General features: G+C 71.4%; 12 protein-coding genes. 5 read left to right on the forward strand and 7 right to left on the reverse strand.

Features of this window, described 5'->3' with window-relative positions; all coding sequences use genetic code 11:
- Window positions 1–252: 252 nt before the first annotated feature.
- The 3 genes from AC07OH_RS31250 to phnD (AC07OH_RS31260) all read right to left on the reverse strand — a co-directional run bounded on the left by AC07OH_RS31250 (window position 253) and on the right by phnD (AC07OH_RS31260) (window position 2,860).
- Window positions 253–525, reverse strand: a complete 273-nt coding sequence (locus tag AC07OH_RS31250; protein ID WP_495303268.1) for a DUF2628 domain-containing protein — start codon at window positions 523–525, stop codon at window positions 253–255.
- A 263-nt stretch (window positions 526–788) separates the two neighbouring features.
- Window positions 789–1,808 (reverse strand): phosphate/phosphite/phosphonate ABC transporter substrate-binding protein, encoded by a 1,020-nt coding sequence (phnD, locus tag AC07OH_RS31255; RefSeq protein ID WP_495303301.1) that lies wholly within the window; start codon window positions 1,806–1,808, stop codon window positions 789–791.
- 11 nt (window positions 1,809–1,819) lie between these two features.
- A complete protein-coding gene (gene phnD / locus AC07OH_RS31260) occupies window positions 1,820–2,860 on the reverse strand; it encodes a phosphate/phosphite/phosphonate ABC transporter substrate-binding protein (RefSeq protein ID WP_495303269.1) in 1,041 nt (346 codons plus the stop codon).
- Between the two features lie 162 nt (window positions 2,861–3,022).
- Here phnD (AC07OH_RS31260) and AC07OH_RS31265 point away from each other — a divergent pair, with 162 nt between their 5' ends.
- The 4 genes from AC07OH_RS31265 (at window position 3,023) to AC07OH_RS31280 (ending at window position 8,940) form a co-directional block, all read left to right on the forward strand.
- Window positions 3,023–4,927 (forward strand): ATP-binding response regulator, encoded by a 1,905-nt coding sequence (locus AC07OH_RS31265; protein WP_495303270.1) that lies wholly within the window; start codon window positions 3,023–3,025, stop codon window positions 4,925–4,927.
- A gap of 228 nt (window positions 4,928–5,155) precedes the next feature.
- A complete protein-coding gene (locus AC07OH_RS31270) occupies window positions 5,156–6,169 on the forward strand; it encodes an ABC transporter substrate binding protein (protein WP_495303271.1) in 1,014 nt (337 codons plus the stop codon).
- The gene (locus AC07OH_RS31275; protein WP_495303272.1) at window positions 6,166–8,154 is read left to right on the forward strand and encodes a hybrid sensor histidine kinase/response regulator; all 1,989 of its coding nucleotides are present in this window, start codon (window positions 6,166–6,168) and stop codon (window positions 8,152–8,154) included. Before AC07OH_RS31270 ends, AC07OH_RS31275 begins: the two co-directional genes overlap by 4 nt.
- Before the next feature lie 6 nt (window positions 8,155–8,160).
- A complete protein-coding gene (locus AC07OH_RS31280) occupies window positions 8,161–8,940 on the forward strand; it encodes a hypothetical protein (protein WP_495303273.1) in 780 nt (259 codons plus the stop codon).
- Here the strand turns inward: AC07OH_RS31280 and AC07OH_RS31285 are convergent.
- Window positions 8,898–10,652 carry a galactosyltransferase-related protein gene (locus tag AC07OH_RS31285; protein WP_495303274.1) on the reverse strand — a complete coding sequence of 585 codons (1,755 nt, stop codon included), beginning with the start codon at window positions 10,650–10,652 and terminating at the stop codon, window positions 8,898–8,900. The genes AC07OH_RS31280 and AC07OH_RS31285 overlap by 43 nt on opposite strands.
- Before the next feature lie 38 nt (window positions 10,653–10,690).
- On the opposite strand from AC07OH_RS31285, the gene AC07OH_RS31290 reads away from it, so the two are divergent.
- Window positions 10,691–11,557: a glycosyltransferase family 25 protein gene (locus tag AC07OH_RS31290; RefSeq protein WP_495303275.1), complete on the forward strand. Its 867-nt coding sequence runs from the start codon at window positions 10,691–10,693 to the stop codon at window positions 11,555–11,557.
- A 13-nt stretch (window positions 11,558–11,570) separates the two neighbouring features.
- On the opposite strand, the gene AC07OH_RS31295 is transcribed toward AC07OH_RS31290, so the two are convergent.
- From AC07OH_RS31295 to AC07OH_RS31305, 3 genes are read right to left on the reverse strand one after another with little or no spacing between them, the layout of a single operon-like run.
- The gene (locus tag AC07OH_RS31295) at window positions 11,571–17,054 is read right to left on the reverse strand and encodes a two-partner secretion domain-containing protein (protein WP_495303276.1); all 5,484 of its coding nucleotides are present in this window, start codon (window positions 17,052–17,054) and stop codon (window positions 11,571–11,573) included.
- Window positions 17,055–17,056: 2 nt separating this feature from the next.
- Window positions 17,057–18,775 (reverse strand): ShlB/FhaC/HecB family hemolysin secretion/activation protein, encoded by a 1,719-nt coding sequence (locus tag AC07OH_RS31300; protein ID WP_495303277.1) that lies wholly within the window; start codon window positions 18,773–18,775, stop codon window positions 17,057–17,059.
- A gap of 41 nt (window positions 18,776–18,816) precedes the next feature.
- Window positions 18,817–20,928 (reverse strand): CHAT domain-containing protein, encoded by a 2,112-nt coding sequence (locus AC07OH_RS31305; protein ID WP_495303278.1) that lies wholly within the window; start codon window positions 20,926–20,928, stop codon window positions 18,817–18,819.
- Between the last annotated feature and the right edge of the window lie 82 nt (window positions 20,929–21,010).

Raw genomic sequence — 21,010 nt, forward strand, 5'->3', positions numbered from 1 at the left:
TCGCAGCAGAAGAAACGGACAGCGTGCGCGGCATCGACGACTTCCTTGGGAGGAAAACAGGTCGCGCAGTTTGCGAGTCGCCTCGCGATCACACTGATAACAATCGTCAAACTCCACGCATCGCCTTCGCCATGCGTGGGATTTTTCTCAGAGCGTCCCGGGTTTCGTTGCAGGCGCCGCCTGCCCCTGAATCAGCGCCATCTCCACGTTGGCAGCTTGCACCACCGCAATCTCCTCATAGCCCCTGCGAATCTATTGCCCCGCGCGCAAGGCATTCCCGCCGATGCCGAACCCCACCGACACGACGACAGAGAGCACGTTGAGCAATCCATCCGTGGCCGCCGTTCCGATGGCGTCTTCTCCAACGACGATGAGCGTCGCCACGCCCAATAGGCCCAGCCCCACCCACCACATGCGATGGAAAAGGGCCCAGAACGCCCCGAAGAAAAAACCCGGCCAACACCATCCGTCCTTGACGGCCTGCACATTGCCGAGGGGGTCCTTGAATATCTTGTAGGTCTTCATTGCGTGACTGTCTTTCCGATAGAGATCGTCGTTGTCAGATGCGGGCTCTCGCCCCATCCTCTCCCCGACGAGCAGCGCACAACGCACGAAGCCGCCCACAAGAGCGCCTTCGACGACAGCAGCCTTCACACGGAAAGAGGTCGCGCAGTGTGGAAGCCACCACGCGTTTGCATTGACAACAATGGTCGCCCGCCGCGACCTGCGTTCAGATACCCGCGCAAAGCGAGTGATTTGTCATGGGCACGGCCTGCGCGGGCCGTGCCTCAGCGGGATGCGCTCGACGCCTTGAGCGCCTCCACCTGCGCCGCATACGCCTTCTCGATCCGCTGCAGCCGCTGCTCCCGCGCCGCATCGTTGACCCACGCCGCCGACAACGCGCGCTGCCGCCCCAACTGGTATTCCAGCTTCGCTTCCGCCAGCAGCGCGCTGTCGTCCGCCGCGACGTAGCCGTACGCTGCGCGCAGGTTCTTCAGCACCTCGCGCTCGGCATCGGCACGCGTCCCCTTGCCTTTGCCGTAGCCGATCAGGAAGGCTTGCAGCTTCGCCTGGAACTCGGGCGGGTAGTCGCGACGCACCACCATCGGCGCGCCGGGCGGTGGCTCGGATTCCCAGATCACCTGCAGCCGCGCGGCCTCGACCGGGAACTGCTGGCGAAAGCGTTCGAGATCGGTGGTGTTGTTGGTGGCCACGTCGGCGTCGCCGTTGGCCACGGCCAGCGCGGTGGCCTGGTGGGTGCCGACGAACTCGCTGCGAAAACGCGTTTCCATCTCGATCTGGTTCGGCAGGAAGAGCTGGCTCTGCGGCACGATGAAGCCGGTGACCGAGCGGCTGTCGCCGCGCGCGAGCCGCCAGCGTTCGGGCTGGGCCAGCAGGCCTTCGAGCGTGTTGAGCGGACCGGTCTTGCGCGCGAGCAGCACGGCGCGGTGCTCGGGCATGCCGTCGCGGCGCGCGATCTGCGCCACCACCTTCATGCGCCGCTGCATGACGGCGTCCAGCGCCATCTTGGCCGAGAGAAAGGCCATGTCGATCTCGTCGCGGCCGATGGCACGGTCGAGCTCTTCGTACGACGGCACCGAGTACGCGCTGACGGGCAAGCCCAGTGCGCGGCTCATGTCGGCCATGAGCGGCGTCCACAACGCGCGCGACTCGACGGTGCCGCCCAGCGGCAGCACGCCGAAGCGCACCTCCTTGATCACCAGCGGGCCCTTCGCGGAGGGCGTCGGCGCAGGCTGCGCGCCCGCCAGCCATGGCGCCATCAGCGACGACACGGCCAGCGCGAGCATCGTGCGGCGGTTCAAGGGCTCACATCCTTCAAGACAGCCAACTGGTCGGCATAGCCGTTCTCCAGCCGCTGCAGCCGCGCCTGCCGCGCCGCGTCGTTGACCCACTGCGCGGTCTTCGCGTTCTGCATCGCGAGCTGGTAGGCGAGCTTGGCGGCGGGCAGCAGCGAGCTGTTGTCGGCAGCGACGAAGCCCGCCAGGTCGTGCAGCGACTTGAGCACCACGCGTTCGGCGTCGCCGCGCGCTCCCTTGCCGCGGCCGTAGGCAACCAGGAAGGCCTGCACGCGCAAACGCAGCTCGGACGCGTACTCGCGACGCACGACGATCTGCGCGTGCGGGATCAGCTCCGACTCCCACAGCACCTGCAGCCGCTGCGCCTCGGCCGGAAAGCGCAGCTTGAAGCGCTCGAAATCGGCCGAGTTGTTGGTGGCCACGTCGGCCTCGTTGTTGGCCACGGCCAGCGCATTGGCCTGGTGCGTGCCGACGACCTCGCTCAGGAAGCGCGTCTCCATGACGATGTGGTTCGGCAGGAAGAACTGCAGCTGCGGCACGATGAAGCCCGACACCGACTGCCGCTCGCCGCGCGCCAGGCGCCAGCGCTCGGGCTGGTCGATCAATTCCTTCAGCGTGTTGAAAGGTGGCGCCTTGCGCGTGAGCAGCAGCCCGCGGTAGCCGGGCAGGCCGTCGTGCCGCACGACCTGGGCCACGACCTTCATGCGCTGCTGGGTCACGGCGTCGAGCGCCATCTTTCCCGAGAGGAACGCCATGTCGACTTCTCCGCGCTGGATGGCCTGCTCCAGCGCTTCGTACGAATTGACGGACAGCACGCTCACCGGCCGCTGGATGGCGCGGCTGAGTTCGGCCAGCAGCGGGTCCCAGTCGCTGCGCGACTCGAAGGCACCGCCCAGCGGCAGGATGCCGAAGCGCACCGGTGCGTCCGCTGCGGGGGCCGGCGCCTGGGCTGCGGCCAGCAGCGGCAGCCCCACGGCAAAGGCCAGGGCCGCACGGCGGCCGGTCTGGAGGAATTTGCCGAAACGACGCAAGAAAGCCTGCATGAAGAAACCGGAAGACAAGGGCCCGCGGCGAACCGGCGGGGTCTGGCATGGGCAACGCGGACGCCATTACATCGCAAATGCCGCCGTCTTTCGTGCTGTTTTCCGCTCTTCCCTGTTCCGGGCCGCGGCCCTAAGCTCGCCCCCCATGTGCTCAAGGCCTTCATGAACTTGAACTTCCGCCTCCTGCGCGGGCTGGCCCGCCTCACCTTCGCCCAGCAGCTGATCCTGCTGGCGTTGCTGCCGGCCACGGCGGCCACGCTGGTGGCCATCGCGGTGCTCACGCGCCAGCACCTGGGCAACCTGACCGAGCTGATGCGCGCCAATGCGCAGACGGTGGCGCTGCAGGTGGCCACGGTGGCGCAGGCGCCGCTGTCGCGCATGGACCGCCGCGCGCTGGCGCGCACCGCGCAAACGGGCACCTACCAGCCGCACGTGCAGCAGGTGCAGATCTGGACGGAAGACGGCGAGATCGTCGCCAACTCCGAAACCGTCGACCGCCGCCGCGGCGAGGGCCTGCAGGTGGTGGTGCCGATCGTCAGCGACGACGGCCGGCACAACGGCAAGGTGATGGTCGAGATCGGGCTGGACGCCGTGCAGAGCGCGCGCCGCGCGGTCTGGCTCAACGTGGCGCTGGTGCTGGCCGTGAGCCTGCTGGGCGTGGGGCTGGCGGGCTGGTGGGCGGCGCGCCGCATCAGCGAGCCGATCCGCGCACTGGGCGAGGCGGTCGACCGGCTCGGCGCGGGCGAGGCCGCCAGCGTGGCGATCGAAGGCACCTCGGAGGTGCGCCACCTGCAGCACGGCTTCAACCAGGCGGCGCGCGCGCTCGCCGAAAGCCACCGGCTGCTGCAAAGCCGCATCAACGAGGCCACGGCCGAGCTGGCGCGCAAGAACCAGCTGCTCGAGGTGGCCAGCCAGGCCAAGACGCGGCTGCTGGCCGCCGCCAGCCACGACCTGCGCCAGCCGCTGCATGCGCTCACGCTCTTCTCGGACGGGCTGGCCAACGGCGAGACCGACCCGGTGAAGCTGCAGCGCATCGGCCACATCCGCGAATGCGTGGATTCGCTCGACCGGCTGTTCTCGGAGCTGCTGAACCTGTCGCAGCTCGACGCCGGCGTGCTGCAGCCGCAGTGGGCCGACTTTCCGCTGGACCGGCTGTTCGACGAGATCAGCCGCAACTTCCGCCCCGTGGCCGAGCAGCAGGGCCTGCGGCTGGTGGTGCGCAAGACCGAGCTGTGGGTGCGCTGCGACTACGTGATGCTCTCGCGCATCCTGAACAACCTGGTGTCGAACTCGCTGCGCCACACGGTCGAGGGCGGCGTGCTGATCGGTGCGCGCGCCCGCGGCAAGGGCGTGCGCATCGACGTGGTCGACACCGGCGTGGGCATTGCCGCGCAGCACCAGGCGCGGGTGTTCGAGGAGTTCTACCAGGTCGAGCCGGCCAGCCGCAGCAACGCGCCCGGCGGCGCGCGCGGCATGGGCCTGGGGCTGGCCACGGTGCAGCGGCTGGCCGAGCTGCTGAACACGCGCGTCGAACTCAGCTCGCGCCTGCACAAGGGCACCTGCGTGCGCGTGCAGGTGCGCGCCGCGCCCGCCGCGTTGCCGGCACCGGTGGCACCGGCGCCCACAGTGGTCACCGCCGCCGACGACAACGGCGCCAGCCTGGCGGACCTGCGCATCCTCGTCATCGACGACGAGCGCACGATCCTCGAAGGCCTGAGTGTGGTGCTCGGCAACTGGGGCGCCACGGTGCTGGCCGCGCAGACCCGCGCCGAAGCGCTGGCGCTGGCCGACGGCTGGGACACGCCGCCCGACGTGGTGGTCAGCGACCTGCTGCTGCAGGGCGGCGACAACGGCCTCGATGTGATCGCCGCGCTCGAGCGCCATCCGCGCGGCATCGGCGCCGGCACCGCGCGCCTGCTGGTCACCGGCGAAACCAAGCCCGACCGCCTGCGCGAGGTGGCCGCCGCCGGCATCGCCGTGCTCTACAAGCCGGTGTCGCCGCGCGTGCTGCGCCAGGCGATCCAGGCACAGCGCACCGCCGCGCTGATGATCGCGGCGGGCCTCTGACAGCCCTGCCCTCGGGGTAGGGGCCCGGGTAGACCGTCAGGCATAGACCAAGCAGCCTCCGCACTGTGATCTTCCTCACAGGTGCGGGCCGTCGCATGCGCGGACATAAGCCCTCTGCCTTATCGCGGGAAACAGGGCGCGTCTTTACATTGGACCATTGCCTCTCGCTGCACAAAGCAGTCCATGTCCGTCGCTGAGAACCTCCCCATTCCGCTTTTCTTCGGAAGAGTGCACCGTGCTGTCCACGCCCTGCTGGCCTGCGGCCTCGTGCTGTGCCTCGCCGCGGCGCCGCGCGGTGCATCGGCGGCCACGCTGACGGTGCTGGTCGGCGACGACCAGGCCGCGTCGGCGGAGTTCGTGCAGCAGCTGCGCACCGACCAGGCGGCCTCCGGCAAGTTCGAGCTGGTGCGCATCGGGCCGGGCACGGCCACGGCGGCTGCGGAACCCGCTGGCACCGACACCGAACCCGCCGCCAACGCCGGTGTGCGCACCCGCAGCCTGCGCACCGCGAGCGATGCGGGCCTCACCGTGGCGGTGGGCACCGCCGCCGCGCGCGCCGCCCTCGAGCGGCCCAGTACGGAGCCGCTGGTGCTGGCGATGCTGAGCCGGCTCGACTACGAGACCCTCAAGGCCGCCAGCCCCGTCGCCCTGCGGCGCGGCGACCGGCGCGTGGGCGTGCTGCTGCGCGACCCGGCCATGGCCGACCAGCTCGCGCTGGTGAACGCCGTGCTGCCGCAGAAGCGCCGCCTGGGCGTCATCGCCACGCCCGAATCCGAACCGCTGGTGCGCGAGCTGCAGCGCGCCGCGCAGAATGCCAACCCGCCCTGGGACCTGCAGGTCGAGATCGCGCCCGACGCCCGCTCGCTGGCCGCCGCGCTGCGCGCCCTCGTGCCGCGCAGCGACGCCCTCATGGTGCTGCCCGACCTCATCGGCGACAGCCAGGCCGCCACGCTCTCGGTGCTGCACGCCGGCGCCGGCGCGGGCCTGCCGGTGTTCGGCGCCAGCGAAGGGCTGGTGCGCTCGGGCGGCCTGGCGGCGGCGGTCTCCACGCCCGGCCAGCTGGCCCAGCAGGCGCGCCAGCTCGGACAGAAGGTGGCCAGCGCCGGCAGCACCGGCAGCGGCCCGCTGGTGGAGGCGGCCACGCCGGCCACCGTGCGGATCAACGCGACCGTGGCACGCGGGCTCGGCCTGCGTCCGCCGGAGGAACGGGAGCTCACCGAACGACTCGCAGCCCCGCGATGAGCACCACGCCGGTCCCCCCGAGCCCGCTGTCCCGCCCGACGGCGGCGGGAGCGGTCACGGCGACCGAATCCCCATCGCCCCCTCCACCACCGGCCACCACGTCGCTGGTGGTGCGCGGCAACCTGCAGCGCGACCTGTTCCGCCTGGGCGTCGTGCCCTGCGCGGCGGTGGCGTTGGCGCTCACCGGCTGGTTCACGCACAACCGGCTGCAGACACTCGAAGCCGCCTTCGATGCCGAAGGCCAGGCCGTGGCGAAACAGGTGGCGGCGATGTCCGACCTGAGCCTCTACGCGGGCGACCTGCCGGCGCTGCAGAACGTGGCTTCGGCGGCGCTGCGCGGCGGGCAGGTGACGCGGGTGGAGATCAGCAACAGCGCCGGCGTGTACGTCACGGCCGGGCCGAAGAACGAATCGCTCGCGCAGTTGCGCATGTTCAGCGCGCCGGTCACCTTGCGCGAAGCTTCGCGCGCCAGCGCCTTCGCGCCGGCCGGCTCCACCGCGGCGGGCGACACGCCCATCGGGCTGGTGCAGACCTTCCGCGACACCACCGCCTACACGCACGAGCGCAGCCGCTCGCTCATCGCCGGCATCGGCATCGCACTGGTCGCGCTGCTGGCGGCGTGGGCCTCGGTGCGCCACATGGCGCGCACGGTGGCGCGGCCGCTGCGGCGCGTGTCGCGCACGGTGGCGGCACTGGAGGCCGGCCACTTCGAAGTGCGCTGCGACGTGGTCGAAGGCGGCACGCGCGGCACGCACGAGCTGGCCGTGCTCGCACACGACATCGACCGCCTCGCCGAGCGCCTGCAATACAACCGCCAGGTGAGCGAGGAGCGCGTGCGCGAAGCCACCGCCGTCGCGCTGCAGCGCATGGCCGAAGCCGAGCAGGCGGCGCTGTCGCGCGCGCGCTTTCTCGCCGCCGCGAGCCACGACCTGCGCCAGCCGCTGCATGCCATGGGCCTGTTCATCGACGGCCTGCTGCCCAGCGCCACCGAGGCCCAGCGCCCGGCCGTGCTGCGGCTTCAGGAGAGCACCGGCTTCATGGGCGTGCTGCTCGACGACCTGCTCGAGATTTCGCGGCTCGACGCGCAGGTGCTCACGCCCGCCATCACGCGCGTCTCGCTGGCCGCGCTGTTCGACCAGCTCGACGCGCAGCACGCGCCCGCCGCCAGCGCGGCGCAGGTGCGGCTGCACTGGCGCGACCGCGGGCTGGCCGTGCGCAGCGACGCGGCGATGGTGCAGCGCATCGTCGGCAACCTCGTGGCCAACGCGCTGCGCCACGCGCCCGAAAGCGGCACCGTGCTGGTGGTTGCGCGCCGCAGCCGGGCCGGCGTGCGCATCGAGGTGCGCGACAACGGCGTGGGCATCGCGCCCATCCACCAGGGCCGCATCTTCGAAGAGTTCTACCAGGTGGCCAACACCGAGCGCGACCGCCGCCGCGGCTTCGGCCTGGGGCTGGCGATCTGCGCGCGCATCGCCACCCTGCTGGGCACCCGCATCACCGTGCGCTCGGCGCTGCAGGCCGGCAGCACCTTCGCGTTCACGCTGCCGCCCGCGCGCAAGGCCGACGTCGCGCCGCCCGAGCCCGCCCCGGTGGCACCGGCGCCGCTGGCGGGCCTGCGCTGCCTCGTGGTGGACGACGACCCCGCCATCCTCGACGGCACGCACGCGCTGCTCACGCAGTGGGGCTGCGAGGTCGAATGCGTCACCACCGGCGCCGAGGCGCTGGCGCGGCTGGGCACCGGCGACATCGTCTACGACGCCGTGCTGTGCGACCTGCAACTGGCCGGCGACGCCGACGGCGTGGAAGTGATCGATGCCGCCCGCCGCCTGCAGCCCGATGCGCTCGCCGTGCTGGTATCGGGCGCCACCGGGCCCGAGGTGCTGCAGCGGCTGCGCCACGGCGGCGTGACGCTGTTGACCAAACCGGTGGCGCCGGCCAAGCTGCGCGCACTGCTCACCACGCGGCGCCACGCGCCCGGCGCCTGAACCTGCATGCCCACTGCCGTCGACCTGAAGAACGTCCGCCCCTTCGTCGCCACGCCCTGCCACGGCGGCGCGGTCGGCACCGAGTGCGCGCGCAGCCTGCTCGGCCTGGTCAACCTCGCGTGGACCCACGGCTTCGCGATGCAGACGCGCTTCCTGGACGGCGACAGCCTCGTCACGCGCGCGCGCAACCGGCTGGCCGCCGAGTTCCTGGCCGACCCGCGCTGGACGCACCTGTTCTGGATCGATGCCGACATCGGCTTCGAGCCCGAGGCCGCGCTGCGGTTGCTGGGCGCGGGCCGCGACGTGGTGGCCGGCGTGTACCCGCACAAGAGCGACGGCTGGCCCGAAGGCGGCCTGCGCGCGCCGCTGCCGGCCGGCACCACGCGCGCCGACTTCGAGGCGCTGCATGCGGCGTTCCCGGTCAACGTGAACGATGCGAGGGCCCGCGTGGACGCCGACGGTTTTCTCGAAGTGCTGGACGCGCCCACCGGCTTCATGCTGATCGCGCGCCGCGTGCTCGAGCAGATGGCGCAGGCGCTGCCCGAGCTGCGCTACACGCCCGACCGCATGGACGACCCGGTCGCCGCGGCGCGCCCGCACTACCGCTTCTTCGACGTGTTCGCCGAGCCGAACAACGGGCGCTATCTCAGCGAGGACTACGGCTTCTGCCGCCGCTGGCAATCGATCGGCGGACGCGTGCACGTCGACACGCGCTCACAGCTGTCGCACCAGGGCCTGCGCACCTACCGCGGCGACTTCGCGAGGACGCTGGGGCTGGGCAGCTGAGCCGGTTCTTGCAGGTCAGACGGCAAGGTGCGGCGGTCGTAGTCGCGGTCGGGCTCGATGCGCCTCAGCTGCAACGTCGGACCTTCTTGCGCGAGGTAGTCGTAGCCGATGGCCTGGAACTGACGCGCCGGATCGAGCCGCGTATACAGGTCGCGCCGCGCCACGCGGTCGGCGTGACGGATGCTCTTCAGGTGGTAGAGCCGGTAGCGGCTGTAGAACATCAGGCCGTGGCGCTGCGCGTCGTCGGGCAGCCAGGGGCCGTGGAGTTCCGAACTCAGCTCAAACGAGATCTGCTGCGGCAACCGGAACAGCCGCACGCGCGACTTGCGCCCCCACGGTCCGTCGCTGCGCCAGGCATCGGGCGAATTCCAGAGCTCGCAGGACACGAGCGACAGGCTGGCGAGCTGGTTGTCGGGCAGCGAATCGACGGTCGCGTGCAGGTGGCGCAGGAACAGCTGCTCGTAACGCTCGTCGGCATCGCACACCAGCACCCAGCCTGCGCCGTGGCGGCGCGCGGCTTCGAGCAGGCGGCGCTTGTTCTCGTTCTCGTGCCAGACGTGTGCGCCGTCGTCGCACGGCGGGTTCGACAGCAGCTCCAGCAGCATCGGTTCGCGCCGCAGGATCTCGGCGGTGCCGTCGGTCGAGCCGTCGTCGAGCGCGACGATGCCGTCCACATGGCCGCGCAGGTGGTCGAGGCAGCCCGGCAGACAGCGCGCCTCGTTGCGCAGCTGCAGCACGCAGACGATGCGCAGCCGCGACGTGAGACGCGGTGCAATCGGTAGGGGCGCGCACCGCGGGCAATGAAAGGCGCTGGGCTCGTGGTGCAGCAGGCGCGCGCAGACCTCGCACTGGCGGCGCGAACCCATCGGCACCGCCGGTGCGGCGACCAGCCAGTCCGGCACTTCGGCGGGCCATGCGCTGGCGCCGTCGTCGCGCGCGATGCGCTCGAAATCGCGGCCCCAGCCGGCATCGCCTGCGCGCGCCTCATGCGGCGTGCATTTGATCCAGTCGACGTCGCGGTCGAACTGCTCGCCACCCGTGCGCGTCTCGGCCGACAGGTGCAGGAGGTGCGCGTCCGGGCAGGCCAGCAGTTGCCAGCCCGCCATCTCGAGGCGCACGCGCAGGTTGTCGTCGTCGCCGCCCCATTCTTCGAACGATTCGTCGTAGCCGTGCACCGCATCGAAGGCTTCGCGCGCGCAGCACAGCGAGCCGTAGAAGGTCTGCAGCAGCAGCTCGGGCGGCACCTGGCGCGCAAAGACGGCCTCGAGGGTGTCCGTGAGTTCGTCGAAGCGCGCGAAGCCGACGCGGCCGACCGCCACGCCGCGCGCGTGGCTCATCGCGGCGTGCAGCAAAAAGGCCGGCGCATCGCCCACGTAGGCGGACTCGGGCGAATGGACCAGCACGAAGCGCCCCGCGCTGCAACGCACGCCGGCGTTGATGGCCTTGCACGGCGGGCGCCATGCATGGGCCACGTCGTTCACCAGCACCTTCCAGCGGATCTGCGGAAAACGGGCGATCAGCGCCAGCACACCGGCTTCCTCGCCGGGCTCATCGAGCGCGAGCACAACCTCGATGCCCGGTCGCGCCCAATACCCGGCGTTCAGCGGCAGCACGCGCTCGAACTCGGTCAGCTTGCGGTAGAAAGGCAGCACGACGCTGAGCCAGGGACGGCCCGTGTCAGCTTCCCGACCCTCAAACGTCTTGATGTTCACTGCATCGCTCCTTCAGCGATGATGCTCCGGAGATGCCCATGCAAGGCTGCTACATCAACCTCGAGCGAAGCACCGAGCGCCGCGCCGCGATGGACGCGCAGCTGCAGCGGCTCGGGCTGACGAATGTCAGGCGGCACGCAGCCATCGATGCGTTGACGCTCGCGCCCGACAACACGGCGATCACACCCGGCGAGCGCGCCTGCTTTCTCTCGCACACCGAAGCCCTCACCCGCGCGACCCCCGGCGAAGCGCTGCTGGTGCTCGAAGACGACGCACAGCTCAGCGAGGCCCTGCCGGCCGTGCTGCGCAGTGGCGCACTCGCGCAACTGGAAGCCGAAGGCTGCGAGATCGCGTTCCTCGAATGCCAGCCCGTGACCTCGACGCAGCACCTGCTCGCGCTCTGGCACAGCCTGCAACGGCGCCTGCCGCCGCAAGGAAGCGGCGCGCCGCGTCACGCGCTGTCGGGCATCGACTTCCTCGACGCACACACACTCTACAACTGGGGCGCGGTCGCCTACGTCGTCACGCCGAAGGGTCTGCGCGTGCTGCCCGCACTGCTGCAGGAGGCGCTCGCGAGCGGCCCACTGCAACCCTACGACCTGACGCTGGGCAGCTTCCTGCGCGACGGCCGCCTGCAAGGCGTGGTGCTCTCGCCTTTCCTCGCCACACCGGCATGGGGCAGCCATGCCGACAGCACCCTCGGCAGCCCGACAGAATCGGCGGCGCACGACGTGCTCGGCGGTGCGTTGCGGCGCCTGTTCTTCGCCGGGCCACTCGACGGCCTCGAAGCCCACGTTGCACCGTGGCGCCACGCGCCGCTCACCGACGACCCGCAGCTGCGGCTGCTCACGGACCTGATGGCGCAGCTCTTCGTGCTCACGGCCCGCGATCACGCGCCGCGCTGACACGCGTGCGGTCTCAGAAATCCGAACAGCCGTTGCGCCGCTCGGTGTTCACGCAACTCAGCAGGTTGGGCCGCGAGCGCACGCGTGACCATTCGCGCGCCAGCACGTCGGCGCCCTGTTGCGCGCGGTCGCCGTCCAACGGCCCGGTGGCCAGGCAGATCGGCGCCTGGCCGATGTTCCGGTCGTACAGGTACGAGGTCAACGGCTCGCGCACCACGTCCACCGACGGCAGCAACGGCAGGCCGCTCACGCGCAGCTGGCCCGGCACCACGCGCACGGCGTAGCCCTCGGCCGAGGTGAAGGTGCCGTTGATCGGGTACAGGCCCGTCGGGCTGCCCGGCAGCGCCGGCGAGAACATCGAGCCGCTGAAGCCCGCCCCGGTGTCGCCCAGGATCAGGCCGGTGATGCTGTAGATGAAGAACGGGTTGGGCGCGCCCACCGTGCGCGACGCGTCGGCGATCACCACCGTGGCCGTCGGCTGCTGCGCGTAGATGAAGTGGTTGTCGCCCGGCGTCACGGTCACGGTGCACAGGCCCAGGTAGGCGCAGTGGTAGAAGTTCGGCAGCGGGCCCGAGCCGGCCAGGCCGCCGCGCGTTTCGCCGACCCAGGTGTCGGCCCACACGCGCCACAGCGCGCCCGCGATGCCGTAGCCGCCCGGGTTCTGGAAGCGCGCCGCCGCCACGAGGTCGGTGCCGCTGGTGCTGCTGACCGGCTCGCCCAACGTGAGGTCGCCGCTCAGCGTGCGCACGAACACGGTGTTGGCGGCCATCGAGTCTGCCGAGGTCACCTGCGGCAGGTTGCCCGCCGCGTCGAAGCCCGTGACCGACACCGGCCCGATGGTGACCGCGTTCGCGTCCACGTAGGCAAAGCCGCCGGCCGCACCGCCGCCGACCGTGGCCACGTCGTTGGCCGGGTTGCGCAGATCGACGCTGCCGTTGCGCGAGCGTGCGAGCAGCGCACCCGCCGTGATCGTGCCCGCGCCCGACTGGCTCACGTTGCCGCCCGACAGCAGCCCCAGCGTCGCGGCCGAGACCGGCGCGTTGAGCGCGATGCCGCCGCCACCGCCTTCGTTCTGCAAAGTGAGCGCGCCCGAGGTCGTGAGCGCGCCCGCCACCGTGATGGCACCCGCGTGCGTGGTGCTGCCCGCGACGATGGTCGGCGCCGACAGCTGCGCGAACTCCGCGCCCGACACCGAGAAGCCGTTGACCGTCGGGCCGCCCAGCACGATGGGCGTGGCCGTGTCGTCCGATGCGACCATGTTGACATCGACCCCGCCCGGGCGCAGGTCGATGGTGCCGGCCGCGACCACCGGCGCTTCGATCACGATCGAATCGCCGCTGCCGTCGTTGCTCGCGCGCAGCAGCACATTGCCGCTGCTGCGGATGCCGGGCAGCGCGCTGGGTGCTGTCGGCGAGCCGCCGGCCTGCAGCACGACGCCGCGCCCGCCGTTCTGCGAGCGGCCCGTGACCTCGATGTTGCCGCCGCCCGTGGTGACGAGCTGCGCGCCGTTTTCCAGCCGCACGCCGCTGTCTTCGGTCACGCCCGGCGCCGAGGGGTCGTTGTTGAAGTTGTAGCCGCGCACCGCGATGTTGCCGCTGCCGGTGGTGATGCTGCTGCCGCCGTTGATCAGCACGCCGTGCGCCGCCGCGAAGGTCGACGAGGCCTGGCGCCGCGCCACGCCCTGCACCGTGACGTTGCCGCTGGTGGTGCCGATGGTGCTCGCGCCGGTCTGGCCGTCGGTGATGACCACGCCGCTGTCCCAGGTGGTCGAGGTGCCGCGGATGTCGACGTTGCCGGTGGCGGTGGCGATGCGCGCGCCCTGCAGCAGCACGTCGCCGCCTTCGATGCGCACGTTGCCGCCCGCGCCCGCATTGCTCTGGCCGACGCGCGTGTCGATCTGCACGTCCCGCGCCACGACGGTGCCGGTGGGCGCGCCGGGCTGGCCGCTGAACAGCGACACGTTGCCGCCGTCGGTGATGACCTGCCCGCCGTCCAGCCGGATGAAGCCGCTGCCGGGCGTGCCCGTGCCCACCGCGTTCATGGTCACGCTGCCGCCCTGCGTGAGGATGTTGCCGGCGAAGTCGATGAAGCCGCTGTTGCCCGAGGGTGTGCCGTCGGGGTTGACGCCCGCGTTCATCACCACGTTCAGGTCGTCACCGCCGGTCGCGCGGATGGTCGTGCCCGGCGCGCGGGTCTGGATGCTGCTGGCGGCGTCCAGCTGGAGCGTGAGCGGGCCCTTCGAGCCGGTGTAGTTGATGTCCACATCGGGTTCGAGCGTGATGATGCCGCTGCCGCCCGTGCCGGTTCCGGTGGAGATCCGCACGCTGGTGCCGCCGTTGAGCGCGGTGTTGATGTCGCCGTCCTCGATGGTGGAGTTGGCGAGCGCGTCGTACGGGTTGGTGGGCAGCGTGCCGCCGGTCGTGCCGTGGCTGATGGTGAGGTCGAAGGGATCGATGAACCACTGGCCCGCCGCACCCGCGGACGCGGAAGCATCGACGCGCGCCCCGCGCAGGTCGAAGCGCCCGGCCGAGGTCTCGATGCGCCCGCCGTCGCCGCCGGCCGTGCCGCCGCGCGCCGAGAGCTGGCCGTAGGCGCGCAGCGTCTCGGTCGCCACCACCTTGATGCTGCCGCCGTTGCCCGTGCCCGCACCGACGTTGGCTTCGAGGCTGGTGTTCTTTCCGAGGGCGATGGCGTTGCTGGCCGCAATGTCGATGCTGCCGCCGCCGGTCGCGCCGCCGGCGTCCAGGCGCGCCACCGCGGGCGAGCCGTCGGAGTTCGTGGCGCCGTCGATCAGCACGTTGCGCCCTTGCACCGAGATGCTGCCGCCCTTGCCGCTGTCGCTGGCCACCGAAGCCAGCGTGCCGACGCTGGTGCCCACGCTGGAGATGAAGGTGACCAGGCGCATCGAGACGTCGGTGCCCTGGGCGTCGATGGCGATGGTGCCGCCGTCGGTGCGCAGCGCCATCGGCCGGTCGACGTCGGTGGTGACGGCCACGCCGTAGGTGGGCGTGGTGGACGGCGTGATGATGATGTCGGGACTGCCCAGCGTGGCGCTGAAGCCTTCGCTGCCCGCGTGGCCGATCACGTCGATGCGCCGGCCCGCGCCGGCCGAGACCGCGCCGCGGATGGCCACGCCGTTGCCGCCGCCGGCCGACATGTTCCCCGCCGCGAAGCCCGTGTCGGTGCGCAGGCCGTCGAGGTTGGCGCCCTGGCCTTCGATGCGCACGTCGCGCTCGCCGGCGACGGTGGCGTCGTCGATGACGACCGCCGTGCTGGCGCCCACCGCGGCCCCGCCGATGTTGGAAGTCCAGGTCGGGCCCTGGCCCTTGATGCCGATGTCGCCCACCGACTTCAGCACCGCGCCGCTGCCGATGGCCACGCCGCTGCGCCCGTAGCCCGCGAGGCCGTCGAGCTGCAGGCCGCCGGCGCCGGCTTCGACCGTGCCGCCCGTGATCGACACGCCGTTGCTGCCGCGGAAGATGAAGTCGCTGTTGTTCTGGTCGTCGATCCAGGTGCGGCCCTGGCCGCGCATCGTGACGCGGCCGTCGCCGCCGGTCGTGACCTGGCTGCCGGCCAGCGTCACGCCGTCGCGCCACACGTAGGCGCCGGTGTCGCCGCCGAGCGGGACGATGCCGCCGATGGCGCGGCCGTTCTGCGCGTCGCCCTGGCCGAAGAAGCGCACGTCGCCGCCGTTGGCCGTGATGGTCGCGCCGGTCAGCACGATGGCGCCGGCATAGTCGGTCTCCGCAGAAGGGTTGCCGCTGCTGTTGTTGATGTTCTTCGCGTTGGTGGCGACGCGGCCGGTCGCGTCGGCGTTGAAGTCGACGTGCAGCGCGCCTTGCTGCGATGTGATGGCCGAGCCCTCGTTCATCACGATGCTGCCGGCCGAATCGACGCGCAGTCGCGCCGTACCGCCCTCGCTCTTGACGACCTGCACACCGGGCGCAAAGGTCACGCCCGCGCCGAGGCCGGTGCGCCCGCTCGCCAGCGTCACGTCGGTGCCGCGGCCCAGCGTGTCGCCGATGCTGCCGGCACTCACGGTGCCGCCGGTGAAGGCCGGCAGTTTGCTGTCATACGCCGGCACGTTGGCGGCCTCGACGATGCCCAGGTCCGACTGTTTCGCGTTCACCGTCCAGCTGCCGTTGGCGCCGCCCTGCGCGCCGCCGCCCGCGTCCACGCGCACGGCCTGCACGCGCACCGCATCGGCCTCGTTCGAGATCGCGCCGCCCTTGCCGTCGCCCGCGCCGCGCGCGGTCATCTCGCCGTAGGCCTGCAGCCGCGACTCGCGCTCGGGCGCCGGGTCGGCCTCGCCGACCAGGGTCTGGCCCTGGGCACTGGCCGTGGTGACGGTGCCGCCGGCGCCGCCCGTGGTGGCGTCGGCGCGCAGCACCGAGGTGGACGACAGCGCCACGTCGTAGCCACGCACCGACACGCTGCCGCCGCCGGCCTGCCCGCTGGCGTCGATCACCGCGCGCTGGTCGCCGCCGCCCGTGCCTTCGATGCGCACCTGCCCCGCCGCGATGCGGATGCTGCCGCCGTGCTGCCCCGCGCCCATGCCGGTGGCGTCGAGCGTGCCGCCGTTCATCTCGATGCGGTTGTTGCTGCCAGCGCCGAGCACGATCTCGCCGTTGACGTTCTCCAGCGTGCGCGCGCGCACCGTGCCCGACTGGTTCACCACCAGCTCGCCCGCGGTGTTGGAACTGCCGATGAGCATCACGCGCCCGCCGTCGGCCTGCAAGGTGGCGCCTGCGGCGTTCACCACCTTGGCGCTGGTGGCCATCGCGTCGGCCGCGACCACGAGGTTGGTGAGCCCGTCGTTGCCCAGGTCGAAGCTGATCCTGCGGCCCGAAGCCAGTGCCACGGTGCTGCGGTCGGCGACGATGCGGCCGGTGTTGGTCACCTCGGCGCCCATCAGCACCACGGGGCCACCGGTGGCGGTGAGCACGCCGGCGTTGCTCACGACCGTGCTCTTGTTGTCGTCGCGCAGGAAATCGAGCTTGGTGCTGGCAGCAGTGAGGAAGTCGTTGTCGGTGGTGTTCAGTGCCAGCGTGGACGCCACGAGGCCGCCCACGTTGACCGTCGCGCCTTGGCTGAACACCACGCCGTTCGGGTTGACGAGGAACACGCGCCCGGGCGACGTGAGCTGTCCGGCAATCGTCGAGATGTCATTGCCCGTCACGCGGTTGAGCAGGATGCTGGCAGCCGCCTGCGACGGGTTGGTGTGGCTGATGTTGACCGCGTCCTTCGCGCCGATGGAGAAGGCGTTCCAGTTGATGATCGCGCGCAGCGACGACTGCGAGATCGCCAGCGCCTGCCCGCCCAGCGGCGAGACCGTGGTCGAGCCCGCCACGCTCACGCCGCCCTGCGTCGTGTACTGGCCGGGCAGGTAGCTCGGCAGGATGCTCTGCGCCAGCGCCGGGGCCAGGCCCATGCAGGCGATCGAAAGCGCCAGCGGGCGCAGCGGATGCCGGGGTTGGAAGGTGGTGCGGGGCTTCATGGTCAGAACGCCTTCTGCAGCTGCACGTACAGCCGCGGGTTGCGCCCGCCGCCGTCGGTCTGCGCGGGCGGTGTGCCGGCGCGCCAGGCGAGCGTGGCGTTGATCGAGAAGTTGCCCGGTCGCGACCAGCTCAGGCCGATGCCGTAGCCGCGCAGGCTGTGGGAGTTCTCGCCGTCGAAGGGCGAGGGATGGCGCGCGATGCGTCCGCGCGCCGCGTCGTAGAAAAGGTAGGGCGTGATCTCGTCGGTGGCGGCCCAGCGGTATTCGAAGGTGCCGATCAGGCCCTGGTCCACCAGCAGTTCGCCCGAGGGGTAGGCGCGCACCGCGCGCGCGCCGCCGAGCGCGAGCTTTTCGGAGGCGTCGAGGTTCTTGCTGGCCCACTGGCCGCCGACCGAGAAGTACAGCGAGTGGCGCGGCACGATGGCCTGCAGGCGCGACACCTGGAAGCTCAGCTTGGTGAAGCCGCCTTCGGTGTGGCGCCCGCCGAACTGCTGGTCGGACTGGAAGCTCTGCGCGTCGCGGATCGACAGGTCGCCGTGGTACAGCGTGCCCGAGCTGGCCCAGTAGCCGCCGCCCAGCACCTCGTCGCGCCGCTCCCAGGCCCAGCCGATGCCGAAGCCCTGCACGCGTTTCTTGGCCGTGAAGTCGACGCCGCGCAGCTCGTCGGTGAGGTCCTTCACGTCGGCCGTGAGGCGCAGGAACAGGTTCTGCTGGCGCTGGCGGATCAGCGGGTAGTTGAGCGACACGTCGAGCACGTCGGCACGGCCGCGCGCGTCGAGGTCGACGAACTTGCCGCCCAGGTCGTAGCTCACGCGCGAGATGCCGATGCCCGCGCGCAGGCCGCTGGTGCCCAGCGGTGCCTCGTACGACACACGGCCGTACTGCAGCGCGTTGCTGTTGGACAGCAGCAGGCGCGCATCGAGGTTGTCGCCGATGCCGAAAGGGCTGAGCCAGCGCGCCGTACCGCCCACGCGGTAGCGCCCCGCCTCCTTGGTGCCGTGGTTGTCGGCCTCGGCCGAGAAGGCCCAGCGCGCGCCGGCCTCGACCTCCACCGACAGGTCGGTGGTGCCCGCCTGCGCGCCCTCTTGCAGGCTGGACGACACCTTGAGGCCGGGCTGGTCCGACAGCAGCAGCATCGCGCGCTCGTAAGCCGGCGCGTTCACAGCCTCGCCCGGCTGCAGCGCCGCCAGGAAGCCGCGCACGCGCGCCTCGCTGATCGGCGCCTCGGGCGCCACCAGCACCTCGACCTTGCCGAGCCGGCCTTCGATGATGCTGATCTCGACGATGCCGTCGCGCACGGTCTGCACCGGCACCACGGCCTGCGCGAGGAAGTAGCCGCGCTCCTTGTAGCGCGTGGTGATGGCCTGCGCGAGGCCTTCGAGGTCACCGAGCGTGACGTTGCGGCCGATGTACGGCGCGGTGATGGTCTGCAGCTCTTCGTTGCTCAGCGCCTTCACGCCGTTCAGGCGCAGGTCGGTGAGCTTGAAGCTGCCTGCGGCGGCGGGCTGTGGCGGCGCGGGCAGGGTTTGCGGGGCGACGGCACCGGTGGCCTGCGCCACGGGACGGTCGCAGCTGCCGCACGGGTCCTTGGTGGGCAGCAGCGTGGTGGCTTCTTGCGCATGGGCGCGGGGCATGGCGACCCACAGCGTGGCACCGACGAGTGCCGTTGCCGCGATGGCGATCGGCGTCGGTCGTGGACGAAGGCGGATCGCAGGGGCCATGGCAGTGCTTCTTTGCAGGAGGGAGCGTGGCGAAGACATGGTCAGCTTCCCACGGTGAGGCGCCAGTTGCCGATCAGGTTGAACGGCGCCCAGAAGAAGGGATGCGACATCTTGGGGTCCTTCAGCACGGCCAGTTGTCCGGCCTGCATGGCCTTCTGGATGTCGCGGCCCTTGGCGAGTTCGCCATAGAGCGTGCCCATGAGCACGGCCGTGGCGTCGTCCGACACGGGCCACAGCGAGGCGATGAGGCTGGAGCTGCCGGCCGACAGGAACGAGCGCGTGAAGCCCAGCACTTCGTCGCCCTGCGCGATGCGCCCCAGGCCCGACTCGCAGGCCGACAGCGTGACCAGCGCCGTGCCGTCCATCGGCAGCGCCAGGATCTCGTGCGCCTCGAGAAAGTTCTGCTTGCCGCCTTCGTTGGCCAGCAGGATGCGCGAGTACAGCGGATCGACCTCGTCGGCCTCGGCGTGCGCCGCCACGTGCATCAGCGGCGAGCGCGAGGCCACGTCGCGGAACTGCGTCTTGGTGGCGGCGGCGCCCATGTACACCGTGTTGCGCGGGAAGAGTTGCGCGAGCTGCTTCACTTCGGTCTCGGCGCCGGGCAGGTCGTACTTGTCCTCGATGCGCGGATTGCCGAAGGCCGTGAGCGAGGCGTTCACGCGCGGCGTGCGCTGCGCCAGCTGCACCGCGATGCTGATCGACGGCGCCACCGACACCGGGTGCGTCTCGATGAGGTAACGCCCGTCCAGGCGCAGCGCCTGGAACGGCAGGTAGTGCAGCGGCCCGTGCGGCACCACCACCACGCGCTGCCCCGGCACCAGGCCCAGCGGCCCGAGCAGCGCGGCACCCAGCTTGTCGGCGTTGGTGATGGCCGCGCGGCGACCGCGCACGATCGAGTTGCGGAAGGTCTCGACGAGTTCGGTGAGTTCGTCGCGCTTCACGGGGATGCGCTTCTCGGTGATGCCGTCCGGCCCCACGACCCAGACCATCAGGCGGTCGGGCAGTGCGTGGTACTGCACCACGCGCTCGTCGGCCGCCAGCGCGCGCTGCAGCGCGGCCACGCCGACCATGCCGGCCGACGACTCGCTGAGCTTCGCGCGGCCACGCACCGCATCGAGCAGCGCGCGCGAGCGGCTGTGCTCGCTGACCTCGAAGGCGCGCTGCGGATCGCCGGCCTCGCTGTACACCGCCACGCCGCGCTCGAACACCGACTGCAGGTCGGAGAACAGGCCCATCTTCACTTCTTCGCTGCGAAAGCGCGCGCGCACCTGGTCGACGTCGGCCAGCGCGCGGCCCGCGGCGTCGGCCGCGGCCTGCTTCTGGCCCAGCGCGAGTTCGCTGCGCGCCACGCCGTCCCAGGCCCAGAGCCGGTAGTAAGCGGTGTCGGTGCCGACCTGGCGCGTGGTGAGCGCGCGGTACTTGTCGCGCGCCTCGGCCGGCTTGTTCTCGGCCAGCAGCAAGCGGGCGCGTGTGCGCTCGAGCTGCGCGGCCAGTGGCGCCTCGCGCGGCTCGGCCATGTCGCCGAGCACCTGGCGTGCGCGTGCCGCGTCACCCGATTCGATGAGCGCGTTGACCAGCGAGGCCTGCACCAGCGGTGCGTAACGCGGCGAGCTGTTGGCCAGTGCCTCGTCGTAGCTGAGCACCGCGCCGGCGAAGTCGCCGCGCCGCGTGCGCACGTCGCCGATCACCTTCTGCACCGGACCGACCACCAGCTTGGGGTCGCGCGCGGGATGGCGCAGCGCTTCGCGCGCGAACTCCTCGGCCTTTTCGAGCTGGCCCGAGTAGCTGTAGACGATCGCCAGGTCGCGGTTGGCCACGGCGCGCAGGTTCGGGTCGCTGGTGGCGTTGGCCAGGTGCAGCGCCTTGCTCGCGGCGCGCACGCTCTGGCGGAACTCGCCCGCCTCGGCCAGCGCGACCGCCTGGCTGCAGTACTGATAGCCCGAGAGCTTGACCGCGTCCTGCCCGTAGAGCACCGCGCCTTCGCTGGTCAGGGCCAGCAGCGTGTCGGTATCGGCCAGCCGCGCCTGCGCCATCCGGTCGGCCGCGGCCTCGGCATTCGGGCCACCCGCCGCAGCGGCGGGAGCAGACGGTGGTGGCGCGGGTCGTTGCGCCAGGGCTGAAGGACCGCCGGGGCCCAGAAGCAAGACACCCACCAGGCCGACCGCGCCGGCGAGACCGGCACGGCGACGCGCCGGATGCGCACATCCCCAACTCGAAAACCACGCCATTGAACCC

It is taken from the genome of Variovorax sp. GW821-FHT10C12 (assembly GCF_059415405.1).

Bases quoted from the DNA above. Each gene is read 5' to 3' on its own strand.
- AC07OH_RS31250 (WP_495303268.1), bottom strand. From the start codon at position 525: ATGAAGACCTACAAGATATTCAAGGACCCCCTCGGCAATGTGCAGGCC.
- phnD (WP_495303301.1), bottom strand. From the start codon at position 1,808: ATGCTCGCGCTGGCCGTGTCGTCGCTGATGGCGCCATGGCTGGCGGGC.
- phnD (WP_495303269.1), bottom strand. From the start codon at position 2,860: ATGCAGGCTTTCTTGCGTCGTTTCGGCAAATTCCTCCAGACCGGCCGC.
- AC07OH_RS31265 (WP_495303270.1), top strand. From the start codon at position 3,023: ATGAACTTGAACTTCCGCCTCCTGCGCGGGCTGGCCCGCCTCACCTTC.
- AC07OH_RS31275 (WP_495303272.1), top strand. From the start codon at position 6,166: ATGAGCACCACGCCGGTCCCCCCGAGCCCGCTGTCCCGCCCGACGGCG.
- AC07OH_RS31280 (WP_495303273.1), top strand. From the start codon at position 8,161: ATGCCCACTGCCGTCGACCTGAAGAACGTCCGCCCCTTCGTCGCCACG.
- AC07OH_RS31290 (WP_495303275.1), top strand. From the start codon at position 10,691: ATGCAAGGCTGCTACATCAACCTCGAGCGAAGCACCGAGCGCCGCGCC.
- AC07OH_RS31295 (WP_495303276.1), bottom strand. From the start codon at position 17,054: ATGAAGCCCCGCACCACCTTCCAACCCCGGCATCCGCTGCGCCCGCTG.
- AC07OH_RS31300 (WP_495303277.1), bottom strand. From the start codon at position 18,775: ATGGCCCCTGCGATCCGCCTTCGTCCACGACCGACGCCGATCGCCATC.